Source organism: Paraburkholderia sp. J11-2 (assembly GCF_905220185.1).
Classification (GTDB): Bacteria; Pseudomonadota; Gammaproteobacteria; order Burkholderiales; family Burkholderiaceae; genus Paraburkholderia.
This window is the reverse complement of the sequence record NZ_CAJMYY010000027.1, coordinates 55,550-75,457: the sequence shown is the minus strand read 5'-3', so window position 1 is coordinate 75,457 and position 19,908 is coordinate 55,550. Positions and strand designations below refer to the sequence as shown.

At 65.6% G+C, this 19,908-nt stretch carries 20 protein-coding genes; 8 read left to right on the top strand and 12 right to left on the bottom strand.

All coding sequences use genetic code 11. The annotated features are described in order from the left end of the window. Positions 1–16: 16 nt before the first annotated feature. The 10 genes from groES to U5A57_RS31285 form a co-directional block, all read right to left on the bottom strand. Positions 17–307 carry a co-chaperone GroES gene (groES, locus tag U5A57_RS31330; protein WP_199124958.1) on the bottom strand — a complete coding sequence of 97 codons (291 nt, stop codon included), beginning with the start codon at positions 305–307 and terminating at the stop codon, positions 17–19. A gap of 267 nt (positions 308–574) precedes the next feature. Then, positions 575–2,596, bottom strand: coding sequence for a family 2A encapsulin nanocompartment cargo protein cysteine desulfurase (locus U5A57_RS31325; protein ID WP_321915556.1), 2,022 nt, complete (start codon positions 2,594–2,596; stop codon positions 575–577). Beyond that, on the bottom strand, positions 2,571–3,503 hold the full coding sequence (locus tag U5A57_RS31320) for a family 2A encapsulin nanocompartment shell protein (RefSeq protein WP_110382762.1): 933 nt from the start codon (positions 3,501–3,503) through the stop codon (positions 2,571–2,573). Before U5A57_RS31320 ends, U5A57_RS31325 begins: the two co-directional genes overlap by 26 nt. 195 nt (positions 3,504–3,698) lie before the next feature. Then, entirely contained in the window at positions 3,699–3,953 is a 255-nt protein-coding gene (locus U5A57_RS31315) for a helix-turn-helix transcriptional regulator (protein WP_321915555.1), read from the bottom strand. Then, positions 3,950–4,924 carry a serine O-acetyltransferase EpsC gene (gene epsC, locus U5A57_RS31310; RefSeq protein ID WP_321915554.1) on the bottom strand — a complete coding sequence of 325 codons (975 nt, stop codon included), beginning with the start codon at positions 4,922–4,924 and terminating at the stop codon, positions 3,950–3,952. Before epsC ends, U5A57_RS31315 begins: the two co-directional genes overlap by 4 nt. 72 nt (positions 4,925–4,996) lie before the next feature. After that, positions 4,997–5,464: a rhodanese-like domain-containing protein gene (locus U5A57_RS31305; RefSeq protein WP_321915553.1), complete on the bottom strand. Its 468-nt coding sequence runs from the start codon at positions 5,462–5,464 to the stop codon at positions 4,997–4,999. Positions 5,465–5,692: 228 nt separating this feature from the next. Further along, positions 5,693–6,790 carry a substrate-binding domain-containing protein gene (locus U5A57_RS31300; RefSeq protein WP_321915552.1) on the bottom strand — a complete coding sequence of 366 codons (1,098 nt, stop codon included), beginning with the start codon at positions 6,788–6,790 and terminating at the stop codon, positions 5,693–5,695. A 29-nt stretch (positions 6,791–6,819) separates the two neighbouring features. Next, entirely contained in the window at positions 6,820–8,058 is a 1,239-nt protein-coding gene (locus U5A57_RS31295; protein ID WP_321915551.1) for an SfnB family sulfur acquisition oxidoreductase, read from the bottom strand. Between the two features lie 71 nt (positions 8,059–8,129). Then, positions 8,130–9,188 carry an ABC transporter permease gene (locus U5A57_RS31290; RefSeq protein ID WP_321915550.1) on the bottom strand — a complete coding sequence of 353 codons (1,059 nt, stop codon included), beginning with the start codon at positions 9,186–9,188 and terminating at the stop codon, positions 8,130–8,132. 3 nt (positions 9,189–9,191) lie between these two features. Then, positions 9,192–10,682 (bottom strand): sugar ABC transporter ATP-binding protein, encoded by a 1,491-nt coding sequence (locus U5A57_RS31285; protein WP_321915549.1) that lies wholly within the window; start codon positions 10,680–10,682, stop codon positions 9,192–9,194. Between the two features lie 358 nt (positions 10,683–11,040). On the opposite strand from U5A57_RS31285, the gene U5A57_RS31280 reads away from it, so the two are divergent. The 5 genes from U5A57_RS31280 (at position 11,041) to U5A57_RS31260 (ending at position 16,146) form a co-directional block, all read left to right on the top strand. Next, a complete protein-coding gene (locus tag U5A57_RS31280; RefSeq protein ID WP_321915548.1) occupies positions 11,041–12,285 on the top strand; it encodes an acyl-CoA dehydrogenase family protein in 1,245 nt (414 codons plus the stop codon). A 5-nt stretch (positions 12,286–12,290) separates the two neighbouring features. Then, positions 12,291–13,739 carry an LLM class flavin-dependent oxidoreductase gene (locus tag U5A57_RS31275; protein WP_321915547.1) on the top strand — a complete coding sequence of 483 codons (1,449 nt, stop codon included), beginning with the start codon at positions 12,291–12,293 and terminating at the stop codon, positions 13,737–13,739. Positions 13,740–13,917: 178 nt separating this feature from the next. Further along, positions 13,918–14,697, top strand: coding sequence for an amino acid ABC transporter substrate-binding protein (locus U5A57_RS31270; protein WP_321915546.1), 780 nt, complete (start codon positions 13,918–13,920; stop codon positions 14,695–14,697). Positions 14,698–14,710: 13 nt separating this feature from the next. Continuing rightward, positions 14,711–15,388, top strand: coding sequence for an amino acid ABC transporter permease (locus U5A57_RS31265; RefSeq protein WP_321915545.1), 678 nt, complete (start codon positions 14,711–14,713; stop codon positions 15,386–15,388). Beyond that, positions 15,388–16,146, top strand: a complete 759-nt coding sequence (locus U5A57_RS31260) for an amino acid ABC transporter ATP-binding protein (RefSeq protein ID WP_321915544.1) — start codon at positions 15,388–15,390, stop codon at positions 16,144–16,146. Before U5A57_RS31265 ends, U5A57_RS31260 begins: the two co-directional genes overlap by 1 nt. 14 nt (positions 16,147–16,160) lie before the next feature. On the opposite strand, the gene U5A57_RS31255 is transcribed toward U5A57_RS31260, so the two are convergent. Together U5A57_RS31255 and U5A57_RS31250 are read right to left on the bottom strand one after the other, a co-directional pair. Further along, positions 16,161–16,379: a hypothetical protein gene (locus U5A57_RS31255; RefSeq protein ID WP_321915543.1), complete on the bottom strand. Its 219-nt coding sequence runs from the start codon at positions 16,377–16,379 to the stop codon at positions 16,161–16,163. A 377-nt stretch (positions 16,380–16,756) separates the two neighbouring features. Continuing rightward, entirely contained in the window at positions 16,757–17,863 is a 1,107-nt protein-coding gene (locus U5A57_RS31250; protein WP_321915542.1) for a PHB depolymerase family esterase, read from the bottom strand. A 219-nt stretch (positions 17,864–18,082) separates the two neighbouring features. On the opposite strand from U5A57_RS31250, the gene U5A57_RS31245 reads away from it, so the two are divergent. The 3 genes from U5A57_RS31245 (at position 18,083) to U5A57_RS31235 (ending at position 19,681) form a co-directional block, all read left to right on the top strand. Continuing rightward, on the top strand, positions 18,083–18,655 hold the full coding sequence (locus tag U5A57_RS31245) for a chromate transporter (protein WP_321915541.1): 573 nt from the start codon (positions 18,083–18,085) through the stop codon (positions 18,653–18,655). Further along, complete coding sequence (locus tag U5A57_RS31240) at positions 18,652–19,221, top strand: chromate transporter (protein ID WP_158762757.1); 570 nt, start codon at positions 18,652–18,654, stop codon at positions 19,219–19,221. The genes U5A57_RS31245 and U5A57_RS31240 overlap by 4 nt, the downstream gene beginning before the upstream one ends. Before the next feature lie 133 nt (positions 19,222–19,354). Then, on the top strand, positions 19,355–19,681 hold the full coding sequence (locus U5A57_RS31235; RefSeq protein WP_415765459.1) for a DUF4148 domain-containing protein: 327 nt from the start codon (positions 19,355–19,357) through the stop codon (positions 19,679–19,681). The last annotated feature ends 227 nt before the right edge of the window (positions 19,682–19,908 follow it).

The following is a 19,908-nucleotide window of genomic DNA, read 5'->3' as shown; positions in this document are numbered from 1 at the left end:
GGTCTCTCAGGTTCCGTTATTGATTCACGACCGCGACGATGTCTTCTTCGCGCAGTACGAGCAGCTCGTTCCCATCGACTTTCACGGTTTGCCCCGCGTACTTGCCGAACAGCACGCGGTCGCCCACGTTCAGGTCCGGCGCAATGCGGCGGCCGTCGTTGTCGCGACGGCCCGGACCCACGGCGAGCACCTCGCCCTGATCGGGCTTTTCCGCGGCGCTATCGGGAATGACGATGCCCGACGCGGTGCGGGTTTCCTGGTCGAGTCGTTTGACGATCACGCGATCGTGCAAGGGGCGCAGGCTCATGGGCGGCTTTCTCCGGGGTGTTCTCGATGAGATTGGCACTCGCCACATGCGAGTGCTGATGGAAAGCCCAGTATAGAAAGCGCGCGAGCGGCGCTCCAATAACGAATTGGCAGATGGATATCTCGCGAACGCGCCTATGGATATCGCGGTGACGCGACTCGCGGTTCGATAGCGCGGCGATGAAGGGGATGGAGGCGATGGTTGCGCGAGCACCGGTCAAGCCGCGCAACAAGGAGAAAACGCGGGGCGCATGCGCCCCGCGTTTTGTTATTGACGTGGCGCCAGAGCACGCACGACAGACACCAGCGCATCGACCTCGTCACAGGTGTTGTAGAACGCAAGCGAAGGCCGCACGCTCGCTTCGAGACCGAAACGCCGCAAGATCGGCTGCGCACAGTGGTGCCCGGCGCGTACGGCAATGCCTTCCCGGCTCAACGCCTGCCCCACCTCCTCGGTCGTATACCCCTTCAGCACGAACGAGAGCACGCTCGCTTTGTCGCGCGCCGTACCGACGAGACGCACGCCCGGCACCGGCGCGAGCACGCTCGTTGCGTACGCAAGCAAGTCGTGCTCATACCGGGCGATATTCTCGATGCCGATACGGCTCACGTAGTCGAGCGCCGCGCCGAGACCCACTGCATCCGCGATATTGCCCGTGCCCGCTTCGAAGCGCGCGGGTGCACCATGAAACACCGTCTTTTCGAACGTGACGTCCTGAATCATGTTGCCGCCGCCTTGCCACGGCGGCATGGCTTCAAGCACCTCGCGTTTGCCGTACACGACGCCAATGCCGGTCGGACCGTAAATCTTGTGGCCGGAAAACACGAAGAAGTCGGCGTCGAGCGCCTGCACGTCCACGCGCATGTGCGAGATCGACTGGGCGCCGTCGACGAGCGCTCTCGCGCCCGCGCGATGTGCGAGTTCCACGATCTCCCGCACCGGCACCACGGTCCCGAGCGCGTTCGAGACCTGCGTCACCGCAACGATCTTCGTGCGGTCGTTGAGCAGCTTGCGATACTCGTCGAGCAACACCTGGCCCGAATCGTCGACGGGAATCACGCGCAGCTTCGCCCCCTTGAGCGCCGCGAGCTGCTGCCACGGCACGATATTCGCGTGATGCTCCAGGTGCGAGACGATGATCTCGTCGCCCTCGCCGACGTTCTGCACGCCCCAGCTCTTGGCGATCAGATTGATCGCCTCGGTCGTGCCTCGCACGAACACGATCTCCTCGGGCGACGCAGCGTTGATGAAGCGCTGCACCGTTTTGCGGGCATGCTCGTAGGCGTCGGTCGCGCGCGCGGCCAGAGCATGCGCGGCGCGGTGAATGTTCGAGTTCTCGTGCGCATAGAAGTACGCGAGACGATCGATCACGGCCTGAGGCTTGTGCGTCGTGGCGGCGTTGTCGAACCAGATCAGCTGTTTGCCGTTCACCCGCTCCTGCAGGATCGGGAAGTCGCGGCGTACGGCGTTGACATCGAAGGGCGGATGCGCGCCGCGCAGCAGGTCGCCCTGTGCGGCGCTGCCAGTGCGTGTGCCGGGCGCGACGCCCTCGCTTGCGTCGAGGAAATATCGCGCAGGCCCATCCTGGCCATTGGTGTCCCGTCGATTGAGCGCGAGCAGTTCACGCAGCGTGTCTTCGCCTGGCAGTCCGAATGTCTCCGGCGCAGCAAGGCCTCGCGAGGGCACCTCGATCTCCTGCGCCTCCCGGCGCCAGCCGTGCGTGTCCGCTTGCGTGAAATAGAACGGCGAGCGCTCGCTGGGCGCAACTGCGACCGGAACCGGCTCCTCCGGCGCATACGCCTGCGGCACGCCGAGCAGCGCGCCGCCCACGCGCGGCTCCAGCGCGGGCGCGATTGCGACGGCGTTGTCCGGCAGTCCGTTTGCCGCCGCCGCATGCGGTGCGAGCGCCGGTGCGCGGTTGCCGAGCGAGAGCACGTGAGTCGGCGCGGAAGGCGCGAGGTTCGCGCCCGGCACCTTGCCCTGCGGCGGCGAGAAACCCGGCACGCCCGTGCCTGTGCCGGCCGGTCCCGCGAGCGGCGAGCCCGCGGGCGCCGGATTGCTGACCGAGGCGAGTATCGGCGCGGCCGCGGGCAACGCCGACGGCACGCCGCCAACGGCGCCGCTGCCCGCCGCGACTTCGGGCGCGCCCGCGCTGCCCGGCAGCGAGTTGAAGAACTCGTTGGCGAGCCGCGCGAGCGTAGCGGGGTCCGGCAGACCACCCGGCAGCGGCGCGCGCCCTGCCGCTTGCGGCAATGCCGCGGGATTAGCGGTAGGTGTCTGGATAGTCATGGTACTTGCCGATCTCCACGTCATCGAGGACAGCCAGCGCGTCCGGCGAGTGGACGGCCAATGAGCAATACAGCGAGATCAGGTACGACGCGATCGCCTGATTGTTGATCCCCATGAAGCGCACCGAAAGCCCCGGTCCCTGCTCACCCGCCACACCCGGCTGATAAAGGCCCACCACGCCCTGGCGCTTGTCGCCTACACGCAGCAGCAGGATCTTCGTCTTGCCGTCGGCGACCGGCACCTTGTCGGACGGAATCAGCGGAATGCCGCGCCACGTGAGGAACTGCGAGCCGAACAGGCTGACCGTCGGCGGCGGCACGCCGCGCCGCGTGCATTCGCGGCCGAACGCGGCAATCGCCAGCGGATGCGTGAGGAAGAACGCGGGTTCCTTCCACACTTTCGTGAGCAGTTCGTCGAGGTCATCGGGCGTCGGCGCGCCGGTCAGCGGGAAAATGCGCTGGTCTTCCTCCACATTTGCCAGCAGGCCGTAGTCGGGATTGTTGATGAGCTGGCTTTCCTGCAGTTCCTTGATCGTCTCGATCGTGAGGCGCAGCTGCTCCTTGATCTGGTCGTGCGGGCTGCTATAGAGATCGGAGATCCGCGTGTGAACGTCGAGCACCGTGCTCACCGCGTTGAGGAAGTACTCGCGCGGCTGCTCCTCGTACGGCACAAAAGTCGTGGGCAGCGTGCCTTCGTCCTCGCGCGCGGTACAGGCAGCCCGCACTGCTTCGGGGTCCTTAACGCGATTCAGACGGTAAATGCCGGCTTCGACAGGCACCCATTGCAGCAGGTGCGTGAGCCAGCGCGGCGTGATCGTGGAAAGCTGCGGGACGGTCTTGGTGGCATTCGCCAGTTGCCGCGCGGCATTATCGCCAAGCGCGGTCTGGCCGCTCAGAGTCGTGGACATGAATGAAGGCTCCGGTTACTTATAACGAAAACTGCTTTGCTTATGAAGACGGCCGATTATGAGGAGAGCCATTCTCCGGTTCAACCGGCTATAGACATCAGGCGGACACAGGCGGCATCAAGCGCAATGGCGCGGCGCTGCGCGAAGCATGCGACGCCATTCCAGGCGCGAGTGCCCGTCCGAAAAGACATGCAATCAGGGAGACAGTGGAATGCCCGGCAGCACAGCGGCATGAACCGCGCCGCCGGCAAGCAGGTCGCCGATATCCACGCCTAGCGCGCGAGCGAGTTTCTCCGCCGTGACGATGGATGCGATGGCCGCGCCACGCTCGATTTCGCCGACGTAGGTCCGGTTCAATCCCGCATGCTCGGCGAGCCGCTCCTGCGACCACGCATGCGCTTCGCGCAGGCGCCGTACCGAGGCCCCGAAGTCATGAACGATGGCGCTCATCGCGAGGCGCCCGCCGCAAGCGCAACCGGCGCGGCTGCGCCGGCCTCGGCCGTTGCGACCGCCGCCGGCGCGCGTGTTTCGTGGCGCGAGATGGCCTGCGTGACGTGCGCACCTGGCGGCACGCTCTCGGTCAGCCAGACGTTGCCGCCGATCACCGCGGCGCGCCCGAGGGTGACGCGCCCGAGTATCGTCGCGCCCGCGTAGATGACGACGTCGTCCTCGACAATGGGATGGCGTGCCAAGCCCTTTTCGAGGTTGCCGTGCGCATCGCGCGGAAAGCGCTTCGCGCCGAGCGTCACCGCCTGATAGACACGCACACGCTCGCCGATGACCGCAGTTTCGCCGATCACCACACCCGTACCGTGATCGATGAAGAACGCGCTGCCGATCTGCGCGCCTGGGTGGATGTCGATGCCCGTGGCCGCGTGCGCGAGCTCCGAGATAATGCGCGCGAGCAGCGGCAAACCGAGGCAGTACAGCTCATGCGCAAGCCGGTGATGCGTGATGGCAAGCACGCCGGGGTAGCAGAGCAGCACTTCGTCCACGCTGCCTGCGGCGGGATCGCCGTTGAAGGCGGCGAGCACGTCGGTGTCGAGCAGCGAGCGGATGGCGGGCAGGCGCTGCGCGAACGCGCGCACCGCGGCCAGCGCGCGCGCGTCGATTTCCTCCGGGGCGGCTTCCGCGTGCCGCGCCTTGTAGCGCAGTTCGAGCCGCGCCTGCGCAAGCAACGCATGCAGCGCCGCGTCGAGCGCGTGGCCGACATAGAAGTTTTCGCTCTCCTGGCGCAGATCCGGCGGCCCGAGCCGCATGGGAAACAGCACGCCCTTGAGCGTCTCGACGACTTCGGCCAGCGCCTCGCGCGCCGGCAGGTCGCGGCCACCCGGCTCCAGCGCCCGCCGCTGCAGTTCACGCCATTGTTGCCGCACGCCCTGCAGCGCGTCGACGATTTCAGCCACATGAAATACGGTCACGCCAGTTCTCTCTTCGTTGTTCGCATGAATGATCGGCGAGCGGGTGCGCAACCGGGGCTGCTTTCGCCCTGTCTAGTCCTGCACCCACGGCAGGCCATGAAAACGCCAGCCGTTATGCAAGCCGCGATGCCCCGCATCGTCCAGTTCGCCTTCGAAGCCTTCGGCTACGTTGAAGACGTGCGCAAAGCCCGCTTTGGCGGCGGCTTCGGCAGCCTGCGCCGAGCGGTTGCCGCTGCGGCACAGCAGCAAGACCGCGGCGGCCTTGCCGGTCTTCGCCTCCAGCTCGCGCACGAAGCGCGGATTGCGCGTCAGGCTCGTGCCGGTCGCCCAGGCCACGTGCAAGGTGTCGGGCACGTGGCCGACGAACTTGCGCTCCTCGCCGGTGCGCACATCCACGAGCACCGCCTCGCCCGCCTGATGGAGCGCCCACGCCTGCTGCGCAGTCACGCTGCCCGCATACGGCAAACCGGCCGCCCGCGCGGCGCCAAGCGCGGCTTCGAGATCCGCGTGCAACGGCTTTTCCTGCAATGCCACTGTCATCAGTGCCTCCATGTAATGTTGGCGGCACATCAGGCCCTTTGGGAGAAGCTGCCGCCTTTAGACATCAGGAATTCACTATGCGGGCAAGGCGGCGCGCGTCCAACCAATTAAAAATGCTATCCAAATGGGCATACGCTTCACATGCAATTACGCCAGTTCAGCGGTGATCGCAGACGGCTTGTGCATCGCGAACCTTCGGCGCGACACCGTCAGCCGGTCAGCGGCAAATCACTGCTCCACGGGAATCCACGGAGCGGTCGCCGCGTTGCTCGTGCGGAATGCCGGAAACTTCGTCCCCAGTTCGGCGACCGTGCGGATATCGTTCTTCACGAGATCGTCGCGCGTAACGAGCGTGGGCTTCACGACGATCTGATGGGCGAGCGGCTGCCCGGCCACGGCGATTGCCGCGGCGCGCACCGACACCGCGCCCACGACAGCGGGATTCGTCGCGGCCGTGGCCACCCACGCGCTGTTGGGCGCGCGAATCGCCTCGATGTCGGCGGTCGAGATGTCCGCACTGTAGATCCGCAGCTTGTCGCCGAGATTCGCCTCGTTCGCCGCGAGATTGGCGCCGCGCGCGAACTCGTCATAAGGCGCGATCACCACGCGGATATCCGGATGGGCGCGATAGGCGGCCGCCGCCTGATTCGCCACGGACTGCGCAATCGGATTGTCCACGGTGCCCCAGCGCGCTTTTTCCTGAACCCCCGGATGCTCGCGCTTGAACGATTGCCACACCGCGTCGCGGCGATCGAGCGGTGCGAACCCCGCCACGTAGACGTAGCCGGCGGAAAACGCCTTGCCGTTATCCTTCACGGCCTGCGCAAGCAACAGCGATGCGAGATCGCCGTCGCTCTGCTCGATCTGCGGGACCTTGGGGTTCGCGAGATTGACGTCGAACGCAATGACCTTGATGCCCTTGTCGAGCGCCTGCTGAACGACGTCGCCCAACGACTCGGGCAAGCCGTGATTGACGATGATGGCGGACACGCCGAGATTGATGGCCTGCTGGATCTGGTCGCGCTGCTGCGCCGCGTCCTGACGCCCTTCGTAAATGCGCAAATCGATGCCGAGCGCCTTCGCCTGCTTCTGTGCGCCCGCTTCGTAGGCCTGGAAGAAGTCGCCCTCGGAAATATAGTTGACCAAAGCGACCTTGACGCCGCCTTTGTCGAACGGCGCCGGCGCGCCCTTCAGCGGCTCGGCGTGCGCAGCGAGCGAGCCAACAAGGCTCGCAGCGCACAGCGTGAATGCGCCAAGCGCGCGGCGCGCCGAAGAACGGCGGCGCGATGCGCCGTTGCGAATGAGCTGGTGAATCGATGTCTTCATGACGTTCCCGTTGTGTGTGTGTGTCTGGATCAATTCCAGGCGTGACGCGCCGGCTTCACGCCGTTGAGGTAGTAATTCCCGACGAGGTGATACTTCCAGCGCACCGGGTCATGCAGCGTGTGTGTGCGCGCATTGCGCCAGTGGCGGTCGAGATTGTGGACACTGAGCGTCGCCTGGGTGCCGGCCAGTTCGAACAGCTTCTCCCCTGCTAGCAGGGCGATTTCCGTCGTCAGCACCTTCGCCTCTCCCACGGCGACCGAGGCGCGCGCCACATCCTCTTCCGTTGTCGCACCCTGTGCCGCGAGTTCGTCGAGCACGCGCGCCGCGCGTTCGAGCAACGCCTCAGCCGCATGCAGCTGGATATGCAGATGGCCGACCTCACGGATCGTCAGCGGATCGTCGCTCGCGCGCTCGACACCGCTGTCAACCCACGGCCGGGTGCGCGCACGCACGAACGCGAGCGTGTCGTCGATCGCGGCGCGGGCAATGCCCGCATCGATCGCGGCCTGGATGATCTGCGAGAGCGGACCATTGAGCGTGGGCTGCTCGGAAACGCGATGCGCGGGCAACACGAGACTGGCCGGCACGTGTACGCTTTCGAGCGTGACGGTGCCGCTCGCGGTGGTGCGCTGGCCAAAACCGGACCAGTCGTCAACCACGCTGAGCCCTTGCGTGCCTCGCGGAATATAGGCGAGCCATCCCCTGAGGTCCTCGTCGAGTCCGAGCACGGGGACGAAATGGGCAAATAGCGCGCCCGTCGAATAGAACTTGGTGCCGTCGACCACGTAGTGGTCCCCGTCACGGCGCACCCGTGTTTTCAGGTCGAGCACATGCTTCGTGCCCTTCTCCGAGAAACCGTTGCCGAAGCGCTTGCCGGCGAGCACCTGGCCGAACAGGCCACGCTTTTGCTCCTCGGTGCCCGTTAGCGCGATCACGTCGACGAGACCGAAGTGGTTCTGCGGCAGTTGCCCGAGCGACGCGTCCGCGGCGGCAATGAGCTTGACCACTTCCGTTAGGGTAACGAACGAAACGCCAGCGCCGCCGTATGCCTTCGGCACCGTGATGCCCCACAGGCCCGAGCGCGAAAACCACTCGACTTCTTCATGCGGCAAACGCCGCTCGCTATCGCGCAGCGCGGCGCCCTCGGCCAGCCGTGCGGCCAGTTCCTTTGCAACCGCTATCGCCTCGCTGTCCGTGGCGATGACATGTGCGGCTTCGGTTGCGGGTGTGGCACCCTGTGCCGCGATGTCTGCCAGTGTCTCTGCCATGTTGTGCTCCGCTCGATCAGGTTGTATGACTCGCAAACCAGAAAATAAAATCTGCCGGCCTTCGGATGGCGTCAGTCGCGGCCTTGCGTCCTGCGGCCGACGCTGAACGTAAATGCCAGCGCCACGACCAGCAACGCACCTTTGATGAAGTCCTGGAGGTAGTAAGGCGCGTTGAGCATCGTGAGACCGTTGAGCAGCACGCCAACGAACACGGCGCCGACGACCGTGCCCGGCACGTTGGGCCGCTTTGCGCCCCACACTGCGTAGCCCACGAGTGCCGCCGCCACCGCGTCGAGCAGCAACGAATGCCCAGCGCTCACGTCGCCGCGACCAACGCGCGCGGCAATGAGCAGTCCGCCGAGTGCCGCGATCGTCGCCGAAGCGACATACGCGCCCATCCGGTAACGGGCCGTGGGCGCGCCCGCCAGTCGCGCCGCGTTCTCGTTGCCGCCGATGGCATAGATCACGCGACCCCATCGCGTCGAGCCCATGACGGCCGAAACGAGCACGGTCAGCACGAGCAGCACGAGCACGGGAACAGGCACCACCTCGAAGAAGCGTGCGCGTCCGAGCGCGAGAAATGCAGCCGGAAACATGCCGCTTGCTTCGGTGCCGTCCGGCAGGATCGTGCCTGTGGCTAGAGAACGGCCGCCTGTCGGAATCAGTTGCAGGCCGGCGAGCAGGAAGAGCGTGCCGAGCGTCGCAAGCTGGTCCGGCACATGCAGGCGCGTGATGAGCACGCCGTTGAACAGCCCCGCCGCGACGCCAAGCGCGAGACAAGCGAGCACGGCCTCCCAGCTTCTGCCGTGCCACACCACGAGCACGTAGCTCGCGGCCATCTGCGCGGAGGCGGCGACGCTCCCCACCGAAAGATCGAAGCCGCCAGCGGCGAGCGTGATCGTCACACCGATGCCGAGCAACGCAACGATCGATACGGCCTGCAGGATGCTGAACAGGTTGGCGATATTCAGAAACGCCGGTTCACGTACCGTGAAGATCACCACGAGCGCAGCGAGCACGATCAGCAGCCCGGCGCGTTCGAGCGCGACGAAAAGGCCGCGGCGATGCCGTGCAGTCTCGTGACGGGCGGGAGAGTCTTCGGTGGCGAGTGTCGGCGTGACGGATCTCATGATTCAGTGGGCGAGGTGGGAGACTGTGGAATCCTGATGATCGATCGCGCCGCGATCGAACGAGACGATGCGGTCGGCGACTTCGTGCGCCTCTTCGAGGTCGCTGACGAAAACGAGCGTCGCGCGACCGGCCGCGCGATGACGCAATGTGGCAGCGATATCGGCTCTAGCTCCCGCATCGACGCCCTGAAACGGCTCGTCGAGCAGGAGCAGCCTCGCGGGCTCGGCGTGCCAGCGCGCAAGCAGCACCTTCTGCTGGTTGCCGCCCGACAGCCGTGAGACGCGGTCGTCCGGTCCCGAGCAGCGAATGCCGAACGCCTCGATCGCGTTGCGCGCCTCGGCGTGCTCGCGTTCGTGCGGCAACGCGCCGCCGCGCCGCCAGCGCGACAAGAACGGGAAGCTGATCGTGCCGGCGATCGATGCGAACGCCACCGTGTCGGGAAAGAGCGATGTGCGCCAGCGGTCTTCGCCCGCGAGAAATACGCCTGCGCGAATCGCCTCTGCGGGCGTGCGCGGCGCCCAAGGGCGCCCGTAGAGTTCCATCTGGCCCGCTGCCGCTCGCAGCGCGCCGAAAATCACCTGCGCGAGCCGCGACTTGCCCGCCCCGACCGGGCCGACAATCGCGACGATCTCGCCCTGCGCCACCTCGAGATCGAATGCATCGCAACCCGGCGCGAGACGCAGACCGCGCAACCGCAGCGCGGGCTGCACCGATTGCGCACCGGCCAGCCGCGTGTGAGGCAAGGTTCGCGCCGCCGCCAGCGGCCGGCCGATCATCGCTTCGAGCGCAGCGTCGTAATCCACCGGCGCGTGCTGCTCACCGACAATGCGGCCATCGCGCAGGATCGAAACGCGTGAAGCGAGCCTTCGGAGGTCGCCCAGCCGGTGCGAGACGAGCAACACGGCTACGCCCTCGGCCCGCAGGCCTTCGACGAGCACGTAAAGCCGCTGCGCCTCGCTTGCAGAAAGGCTGGCCGTCGGCTCGTCGAGGATCAGCAGGCGCGGGCGCGACGCCAGTGCACGTGCGATCACGACGCGTTGCTGCCCGGCAAGCGAGAGCGAGCCGAGCGGCGCGTCGAGATCGGCTTCGAGCGCCACGCGCGCGGCCAATGCGCGCGCGCGTTCCCGGCGCGCGGACCGCGGCGTCCACCAGTGCGCGTGGCCGTCACACAGCGCATCGAGCAACAGATTGTCGGCAATCGACAGCGCGGGCACCACGGCGTCGGCAATGCTCTGATGCACCGTGGCGACGCCCAGGCGCTTCGCCGCCTGCGGTGAAGCGGGCGCGTAGGGTTGCCCGCCGAGCGTGAGCGAACCTTCGTCGGGCAGGTTCACGCCGCTCAGGATCTTCACGAACGTCGATTTGCCCGCCCCGTTCGCGCCCATCAGCGCGACGACCTCGCCCGCGCGGATGGAAAAGTCGAGCCGCGATAGCGCAACGGTTGCGCCAAAGCGCCTGGTGATCGCATGAGCAGTCAGAATCGGAGCGGACATCGCAGCGTACGCGTTCGCGCATCGAAGGTTGGCATTGGCACTCATCCTAGCGAGGCGCGGCAGTCAGCCAAACGAAGCGATGCTCATATTCATGCGCCCCCGATTGATAAGGGAAACTACATAACAGCTGCCGCGCAGCACTTCCGCGATGGCAGCGCAATCGCTGTCATCGCGCGGCGTGCCTCCACGCAAATCCGGCAAACCGATATCGATTCGACAATCGGTTATTGGAGTGGCGTCACACGCCTTCCTATACTCATCCTCTTCGTCCCGTGCCAACGGCGGCGCGTGCTGCCCCACACGGCTACGCGGCCCTTGCCTCGCGCAGTGTTGTTACTCCTCATTCGAGAACGAAAGCATGAGTTCATCGCGATCCGACGACACACTCTCCAGCGGCGCCGACTACGACGCCCTCGCCGCCCGTTTCCTCCCCGCCTTCGCGGAAATCGCCGATGATGCCGCCGAGCGCGATCGCACACGCCGCCTGCCGCATGAAGCGGTCGCCCTGCTCAAGAAAGCGGGCTTCGGCGCCGTACGCGTTCCCGCTCGTCACGGCGGCGCAGGCGCCTCGATCGAGCAACTGTTCCGCCTGATCATCGAACTGGCGGCGGCCGATTCGAATTTGCCGCAGGCGCTGCGCGGCCACTTCGCCTTTGTCGAAGACAGGTTGAATGCGCCAGCGGACGAGGACCAGCGCGCCTGGCTCGATCGTTTCGCGGGCGGGCAGCTGGTTGGCAATGCGTGGACCGAAGCCGGCGATGTCGCGCTCGGCCAGATCAACACGAAGGTGAGCCGCCGCGATGGCGGGTTCGTGCTGAACGGCGCGAAGTATTACAGCACCGGCAGCCTCTACGCGGACTGGATCGACGTCTTCGCGCAGCGTGACGACGACGGCAGCGACGTCATCGTCGCGGTGAATGTGCACCAGCCCGGCGTGATTCGTGAAGACGACTGGGACGGCTTCGGCCAGACGACGACCGGCAGCGGCACCACCGTGTTCCGGAACGCCGAGGTGCACGCGCGCCATGTCATCGACTTCGGCCGCCGTTTCAAGTATCAGACCGCCTTCTATCAGCTGTTTCATGTCGCCACGCTCGCGGGCATTGCGCAAGCTGCGCAACGCGACGCCGCCGCGCTCGTGCGCAGCCGCAAACGCATCTACAGCCACGGCAACGCCGGGCGCGCGAGCGACGACGCGCAGATCCAGCAGGTGGTGGGCGAGATCGCCTCGTGGGCCTATGGCGCACGGGCCGTGACCTTGCAGGCCGCGCAGGCGGTGCAGCGCGCATACGAAGCACGCTTTGGCGGCGACGACGAAGCCGAGCGCGCGGCGAACGTGGAGGCCGAAATCGCCTCGGCGCAGAGCCAGCTCGTCGCCTCCGAGTTCGCGCTGCGCGCCGCGACGCATCTGTTCGACGCGCTCGGCGCCTCGGCCATCCGCGCAGACCACGCGCTGGACCGGCACTGGCGCAATGCACGCGCCGTGTCGTCGCACAATCCGCTCGTCTACAAAGCGAAGATCGTGGGCGACTGGACCATCAACGGCACTGAGCCGCCCTTTGTCTGGCAAATCGGCAACGGACCGAAACGCGGGAGCCAATGACCATCATGAGCAAAACCATCCGTTTCAATGCCTTTGAAATGAACTGCGTGGCGCATCAGTCGCCGGGCCTCTGGACGCATCCGCGCGACCGCTCCTGGCAATACAAGGACCTCGCCTACTGGACCGATCTCGCGAAGATCCTCGAGCGGGGCGTGTTCGACGCGATCTTCATCGCGGACGTGATTGGCTACTACGACGTCTACCAGGGCAGCAACTACCACGCGCTTCATCAGGCGGCCCAGATCCCGGTGAACGATCCCTTGCAGCTCGCCGCGCCCATTGCGATGGTCACGTCGCACCTGGGCATTGGCATCACCGCCTCCACGAGCTTCGAGCACCCGTACACGTTTGCGCGCCGCCTCTCGACCGCCGATCACCACACGCAAGGGCGCCTCGCCTGGAACATCGTGACGTCGTATCTCGAGAGCGGCGCGAAGAACATCGGGCAAGGCGGCCTGCGCGACCACCACGACCGCTACGAAGTCGCGACCGAATACGTAGAAGTACTCTACAAGCTGTTCGAGGGCAGCTGGGAAGATGACGCCGTGGTGCGCGACCGCGAACGGCGCGTGTTCACGCATCCGGAGAAAGTGCACGAGATCGGTCACAAGGGCAAATACTTCGAAGTGCCAGGCTATCATCTTTGCGAGCCTTCGCCGCAGCGCACGCCGGTGCTGTTCCAGGCGGGCGCATCCGGTCCAGGCAAGACGTTCGCGGCGCAGCATGCGGAATGTGTGTTCGTCGCCGCGCTCTCGCAGGCCCAGCTGCGCGACTACGTCGCGGATGTACGCCGCCAGGCAGCGCTCGCCGGTCGCGACGCGCACAAGCTGTTGATCTACAACCTCGTCACCGTGATCGTCGACGAGACTGACGCAAAGGCATTGGCGCGCTTCGAGGAGTACCAGCGCCATGTCTCCTATGACGGCTCGCTCGTGTTCATGTCGGGCTGGACCGGCATCGACTTCGGCCAGTACCTGCCTACCGACACCGTGAAGCGCGTGCAGACGAACGCCATTCACTCCGCCGTCGATCATCTCTCAGGCGGCGACAAAACGTGGACGATCGAGGCGCTGGCGAGGTGGGGCGGCATCGGCGGAATGGGGCCCGTGTTCGTGGGCTCCGCCGCGACGATAGCGGACATTCTTCAGGAGTGGGTCGAGGCCACGGGCGTAGACGGCTTCAACCTGGCCTACGCGGTCGCGCACGAGACGTTCGAGGACATCGTGAACCTGCTCGTACCCGAGTTGCAGCGACGCGGCGTGTACCCACGCGACTACGCGCCGGGCACGCTGCGCGAAAAGCTGTTCGGCGCCGGCGCGCGGTTGCCCGACGAGCATCCCGCCGCGCGCTTTCGCGATATCGAACGCGTGAAGCGCGAACTCGCGGCGCGCGCCAGTGAACCGGGCACCGTTCAAACGCCGGAAGACGCGGTCGCTGCATTGCCGCACGAATAGTCAGATCGCGTACGCCAGCACTGCCGCTTCATCCGCCGCTGCGGCCCATCCGTCGTCATATTCCGCTACAGCATATGCATAGCGAATGTGGCTGTTTTGCAGCCACGCGCGCGCCTCGTAGAATCGGTCCGCTCTTCGATGACCACGCTACTAAACCTTTAACTATTCCTTCTCGATCATGAAAGCCATTCGCTCCGTTCTCGTTGCCGCGCTCCTGTCGGCCGTTGCCGCCGTACCCGCCCTCGCCGCCGATGACCTCGCACAAGTCAAGACGTCCGGGGTGTTTCGCGTCGGTACCGAAGGCACGTACGCACCGTTCACTTACCACGACGAAACAGGCAAGCTGACGGGCTTCGACGTCGACATTGCAACGGCCATCGCACAGCGGCTCGGCGTGAAGCCACAATTCGTCGAGGGCAAGTGGGACGGCCTGATCGCCGGCCTCGACGTCAACCGCTATGACGCAGTGATCAACGAGGTTTCGATCACAGACGCGCGCAAGGTCAAGTACGATTTTTCGACGCCGTATATCTCGACGCATGCGGTGCTGATCGTGCGCTCGGACAATACGAACATCCACTCCTTCGACGACCTCAAAGGCAAGAAGTCGGCCAATACGCTGACCAGCAACTTCGGCAAGCTCGCGGCATCGCACGGCGCCGATGTCGTGCCGGTGCAAGGCTTCAACGAATCGATCGATCTGCTGACCTCGGGCCGCGTGGACGCCACCGTAAACGACTCGCTCTCGTTCCTCGACTTCCAGAAGCACAAGCCCGACGCCAAACTCAGGATCGCAGCCACCGACACCTCCTCCGCCGACGACCAGTCCGGCGTGCTGCTCCGCAAGGGCAACCCCGAGCTGGTCGCGGCAGTCGACAAGGCGCTCGCGGACATCAAGGCCGACGGCACCTACGCCAAAATCTCCCGGAAGTACTTCGGCAAAGACATTTCGCAATAAGGCGGACTGAACGATGCCTGCATGGCTGCATCTGATGGCGCAATCGTTGTGGCCACTGCTCTACGCGGGACTGGTGTTTACCGTCCCGCTCACGCTGGCTTCCTTTGCAATCGGCATGGCGCTTGCGTTCTGCGCGGCGCTCGTACGCCTGTTCGGACAGCGCTGGGCGGTCGCTGCCGTGCGCTTCTATATCTGGCTATTTCGCGGCTCGCCGCTACTCGTGCAGCTGTTCGTCATTTTCTACGGACTGCCCAATGTGGGCATCGTGTTCGATCCGTTGACGGCGGCGATCATCGGCTTTTCGCTCAATGTCGGCGCCTATAACGCGGAAGTCATTCGCGGCGTGATCGAATCCATTCCGCGCGGGCAGTGGGAAGCGGCCTATTCGATGAACATGACGCGCGCGCAGGCGTTGCGCCGCGCCATCCTCCCGCAGGCGATCCGCGTGGCATTGCCCGCCCTCTCGAACTCGTTCATTTCGCTCGTGAAGGACACCTCGCTCGCGGCGGTGCTGACCGTGCCGGAAATCTTCCAGGCTGCCCAGCGCATCGCGGCCGTGACTTACGAACCCCTGATTCTCTATACCGAGGCCGCGTTGATCTACCTGGTGTTCAGTTCCGTGCTCTCGCAGGCGCAGGGCCGGCTCGAAGCGCGCTACGGCCGCCACGCCTTGTTTTCGGTGGGGCGCTGATGATCCGTATCGAGCAAATCCACAAGTCGTTCGGCGAGCATCGGGTTCTCGCAGCCATCGACCTGACGCTCAAACCCGGCAGCGTCACCGCGCTGATCGGACCTTCGGGCAGCGGCAAGAGCACGCTCCTTCGCTGCATCAACTTGCTGGAAGTCCCCGACTCGGGCGCGTTGAACGTGGGCGACGCCCGCGTGGAGTTCGGCCCGCGCCGCCGGCTGTCTCACGGCGAAATCGCGTCGGTTCGAAGACATACCGGCATGGTATTCCAGAACTTCCAGCTATTTCCGCACCTGAGCGTCATCGAGAACGTGATGGAAGGACTGCTGACGGTCCTGAAGTGGGACAAGGATCGCGCCCGCGAGCGCGCGGCCACGCTCCTCGCGAAGGTCGGAATCGCCCAGAAGGCCGACGCGTGGCCGTCCACGCTGTCGGGCGGGCAGCAGCAGCGCGTGGCCATTGCACGCGCGCTCGCCCCCTCACCGCAGGTATTGCTATGCGACGAGCCGACCTCGGCGCTCGACCCCGAGCTTTCCGCCGAAGTCGTGGAGGTGCTCAGGCAGCTCGCGTTGGAGGGTACGACCATGCTGATGGCAACGCATGACCTGCGGCTCGCGGCTTCCGTCGCGCACGACGCGGTCTTCCTCAAGGATGGCGCGATCGTCGAAGCCGGACCGTCCAGCGAACTCTTCTCGCGCCCGCGCGATGCGCGCACGGCGCGCTTCGTCTCCACGCTCACGCAAGCGCTGCCGGCATTCTGATCCTACGCGGCGCATCACCCCGCCGCCCGCAGGCCGCGCTGATCGATCCACAGGCGCGCCCAGCGTGAGGCATACGCGATGGCGTGATCGGGCTCGAAAAAATAATCGAGCGCTTCGAAAGAAAACGACGTTTCAAGCGCCGGCGACCTGTTCTCGATGGTCAGGTTCGCCGCATAGAGTCCGCTTGGCAGCGCATGCGCGGACGGTTCGACGTTGTATCCCTTGTATCGCATGTAGGTTCCCGTGAAAGCAGGCGCGGACACGAGCGTCCGCGGCACTTCATGCTAGTGCGCGAAACGCGCGCAGCCAAAGAATGTTTTGGCGTTAGCAAATCAGCGCGGCCGCCGATTCGGGATTACCGTTTGGCCTCGATGTCGTTTGCGTGCATTCGCATCGCTGCCAAGCGGGCAGATCGTGTCGCCGCATGATAAGGATTACGTATGATCTGATAAAGCCGCCATGCGCCGCCCCCTCGCCCGAGCGGTATCAACAATATCTGCCTGGCAACGCGCGTGACGCGATGAACGCCTACCTGGAATGGGAGTATGGTCTCGTCGCTCAACTCGGGAAAGACGGCACGCACGGCTTTTTTGTGATCTGAACGCCCCGTTCACGCCATTGCGCCTGCAGCGCTTCGGCGCTGCCGCCGGAAGAACTGCCACATCATCGACATCGCGTCGGGGCCTCGATCCGAATGAAACGGCTCGCTCGGGTCGCCGCCGCTCCATGCGTGCCCGAGCCCTCGAACAACGCATACCCGTACGACGAGCCTGCCCGCCTTGACATAGTCGGTGTACGCCACCGCGTCGCGGCTATAGCTGCGTATTTCGCCAACGCGCAATTCGCTCTGCGCGTCGAGCAGCCGGTTGACTCGCGCGAACTGCATGCCAAGTTGCATCGCGTTGCGCCTCGCCACGACCGCGTCGAGTTCGCCTTGCACGATGAAGGCGGGCATGCCCGGATGCACGGCGACGTCGAGCGCGGCATCGACGAGATGCACCGGTTCTTCGCGGCTCGCGTGACGCATGACGCTCATCGCGCTCATCGTGGAGGTGGCCGCGCCGAATACCGGCCCGGAGTGCAGGCCAACGGCTGCGAAACGCCACGGATAGCGCATGGCGAGCACGGACGCGAGCCCCGCCCCCGCCGAGATGCCCGCCAGGTAGACGCGTTCGCGATCGAATCCGTGCTCGCGCACGATCGCGTCGACAAGCGATGCGACCGCTGGCGCCTCCGACTGCGCATGATCGCCGTGCCAGTGCCAGCAGCGCTGTGCATGCGCCGTTTTCGCCTGCTCGGGAAGCAGCACGGCAAAGCCTGACCGATCCGCCAGCCGGCAAACGCGCGTGCCCGCGGCGAACGATTCCGCCGTTTGCTTGCAGCCGTGCAGCATGACCACGAGCGGCATGGCCCTGGCCACGCCGGCGGGCAGATAGAGCGCATACGCGAGATGGTTGATGAGATGCCCGGCCCTGGGCGGCGCGGAATGCCAGGAACGCAACCACCTGCCGCCCGTGCCCGCCGGTTGCGCATGCGCCACGTGCGCGTTGCCGGTGTGTTTCGCCGATTTGGTTCCCGGCTTCGCGACGTGCGTGGGCTTCGCGGCCTTCGCGGGCGCCGTTTTACGTGCGGAGGCCTTTTTCTTCGGTCGCGTTGTGCTCATGCGGGTGAGCAGTTCGAGACCCTTGAGCCAAACGTTGGTCTTTTTCCTGGGCATGAGCAATGGCGACAAGGCGTTTTGTTCACGTCACGCCAGGAGCCACGCGGCGGACAGCGCGACACAGCGATCGTGTCGCTGCGAGTCCAACCATCATAGCGGCCCTGACCTCGCGCTGAATTTTGCGTGACAGCGCGCCGCTAACCGCTCCCGCGTCACGCGTGTCGCTGGCGCTATAATTTCGGCGACCGTTGCTGCGCCGCCCATTCCACCATTCCCGTGACTGCTTCCACACCCAACGCCCCGCCGCGCCCCACGCTGTTCGGACTCTTTCTGATATTCAGCCGCATTGGCTTGACGAGCTTTGGTGGCGGTTTGAGCGGCTGGCTGCTGCGCGAATTCGTTCAGGATCGCCACTGGATCAGCGAAGAGGACTTCCTCAACGGGCTCGCCATCTCGCAGGCGCTGCCCGGCATCAACGTCAAGAACATGGCGATCTGGATCGGGCATCGGCTGCTGGGCTGGCGCGGGGCCGCCGTGGCCGTCACCGGTATCGTCGTGCCGCCCGCGTGCCTGATCATCGTGATTGGCAGCGTGGTCGGCGCGCTCATCTTCCATCCGCTCACGCAGATTCTGATCGCCGGCGCCGCGGCTGCGGCCACAGGATTGTCGCTGTCGATGGGCGTCGTGACCGCGCGACGCGTGCGGCGGCAAATCCTTCCGCTGCTGCTCATGGCGGCGACTTTCCTTGCAATCGGCATTCTGCGTTTGTCGCTGGTGTGGGTGGTCGTCATCGGCGGCACGGTTAGCGTGCTCTACGAATACGTGGCGATCCGCCGGGGTGCGCGATGAATGCACGCCTGCTCGGTCAGCTGGCCGCCATTTTCGCGCCACTTTCGCTCGTGACGATCGGCGGCGGCCAGGCGATCGTCGCGGAGATTCAGCGCCAGGTCGTGCAAGTGCATCCCTGGATGACGCACTCGCAATTCGCCGCCGACTTCGCGATTTCACGCATGGCACCGGGCCCGGGCTCGCTGCTCGTCACGCTGATCGGCTGGCAGGTTGCCGGTTTCTGGGGCGCGCTCGTGGCGACCGCCGCGCTCCTGCTGCCAACGGGCTTCCTGATCTACGGCGTCACGCATATCTGGGGCCGCTATCAGGGCGCGGCGTGGCAGCTCGCGCTCGAGCGCGGCCTGCGTCCCATCGCGGCCGGCATGATGCTCGCGGCGGGCTGGGTGCTGCTCAAATCGCTGAACGGCGGCCTTCCCGCGAAGGCGATTGCCGTCGTATCGCTTTGCGTGCTGCTCAGAACGCGCGTCAGTCCGCTGGTTCTTCTCCTGGCCGGCGCGCTTGCGCTCGTTGGCGTGAGCCTGATCGGTGCGGGTCTGCCGCACTGGCTCCAGGTACAGCTCACGTAAAAAAACGCGCCGCCGTTACAACTCCACGGGAATAGCAGCCCACCCGCCGCGGTATACCCATTGCAGTCTCCGTTGATGCGACCGTGCTCCAGCCGGTCGCAGTACCACGCAATTTCATCAGGAGTTCGAAATGATTAACCGCCGCCCGTTTTTTGCCTTCCTCGTCGCGACTGCTTGCATCGGCGCCGTCTCCACCGCTTCCGCGCAAGGACTCACGCGCGCCCAGGTGCGCCAACAGCTGATCGAAGCGCAGGCCAACGGCTCGCAATTCGTGACCGATACCTCGTATCCCGATGTGAGCCCCGTATTCGCGCAACAAGTCGCGCATGCGAAGGCACAACAGCAACAACAGGCACCCAGCGGCATGGGCGCGCCCATGCAAGGCACGAGCGACTCCGGCGCGCCGCACGCGGCGTGCGTTGGGCCGGTGAGCTTCTGCAACCTGTATTCGGGTAGCTGAAAGCGACTGCCGCCTCCCGCTAGTCGCCCCTGCCGCAGTCGAACGCCCCGCTCAGGACGAGCGGGGCATCGCGCGCGCCTTTTTCGCCGCCGCCCTCTACCGCCCCCCCAAGCGTCCTGGCCAGCCGCAGTGTCGGCAACGCGCCATATTCGATGCGCCGGGCATGCACCGGCACGCCGTCGTGCAGACTTTCGTGCGCTACAGGACAAACCCTGCCCCCCAATTGT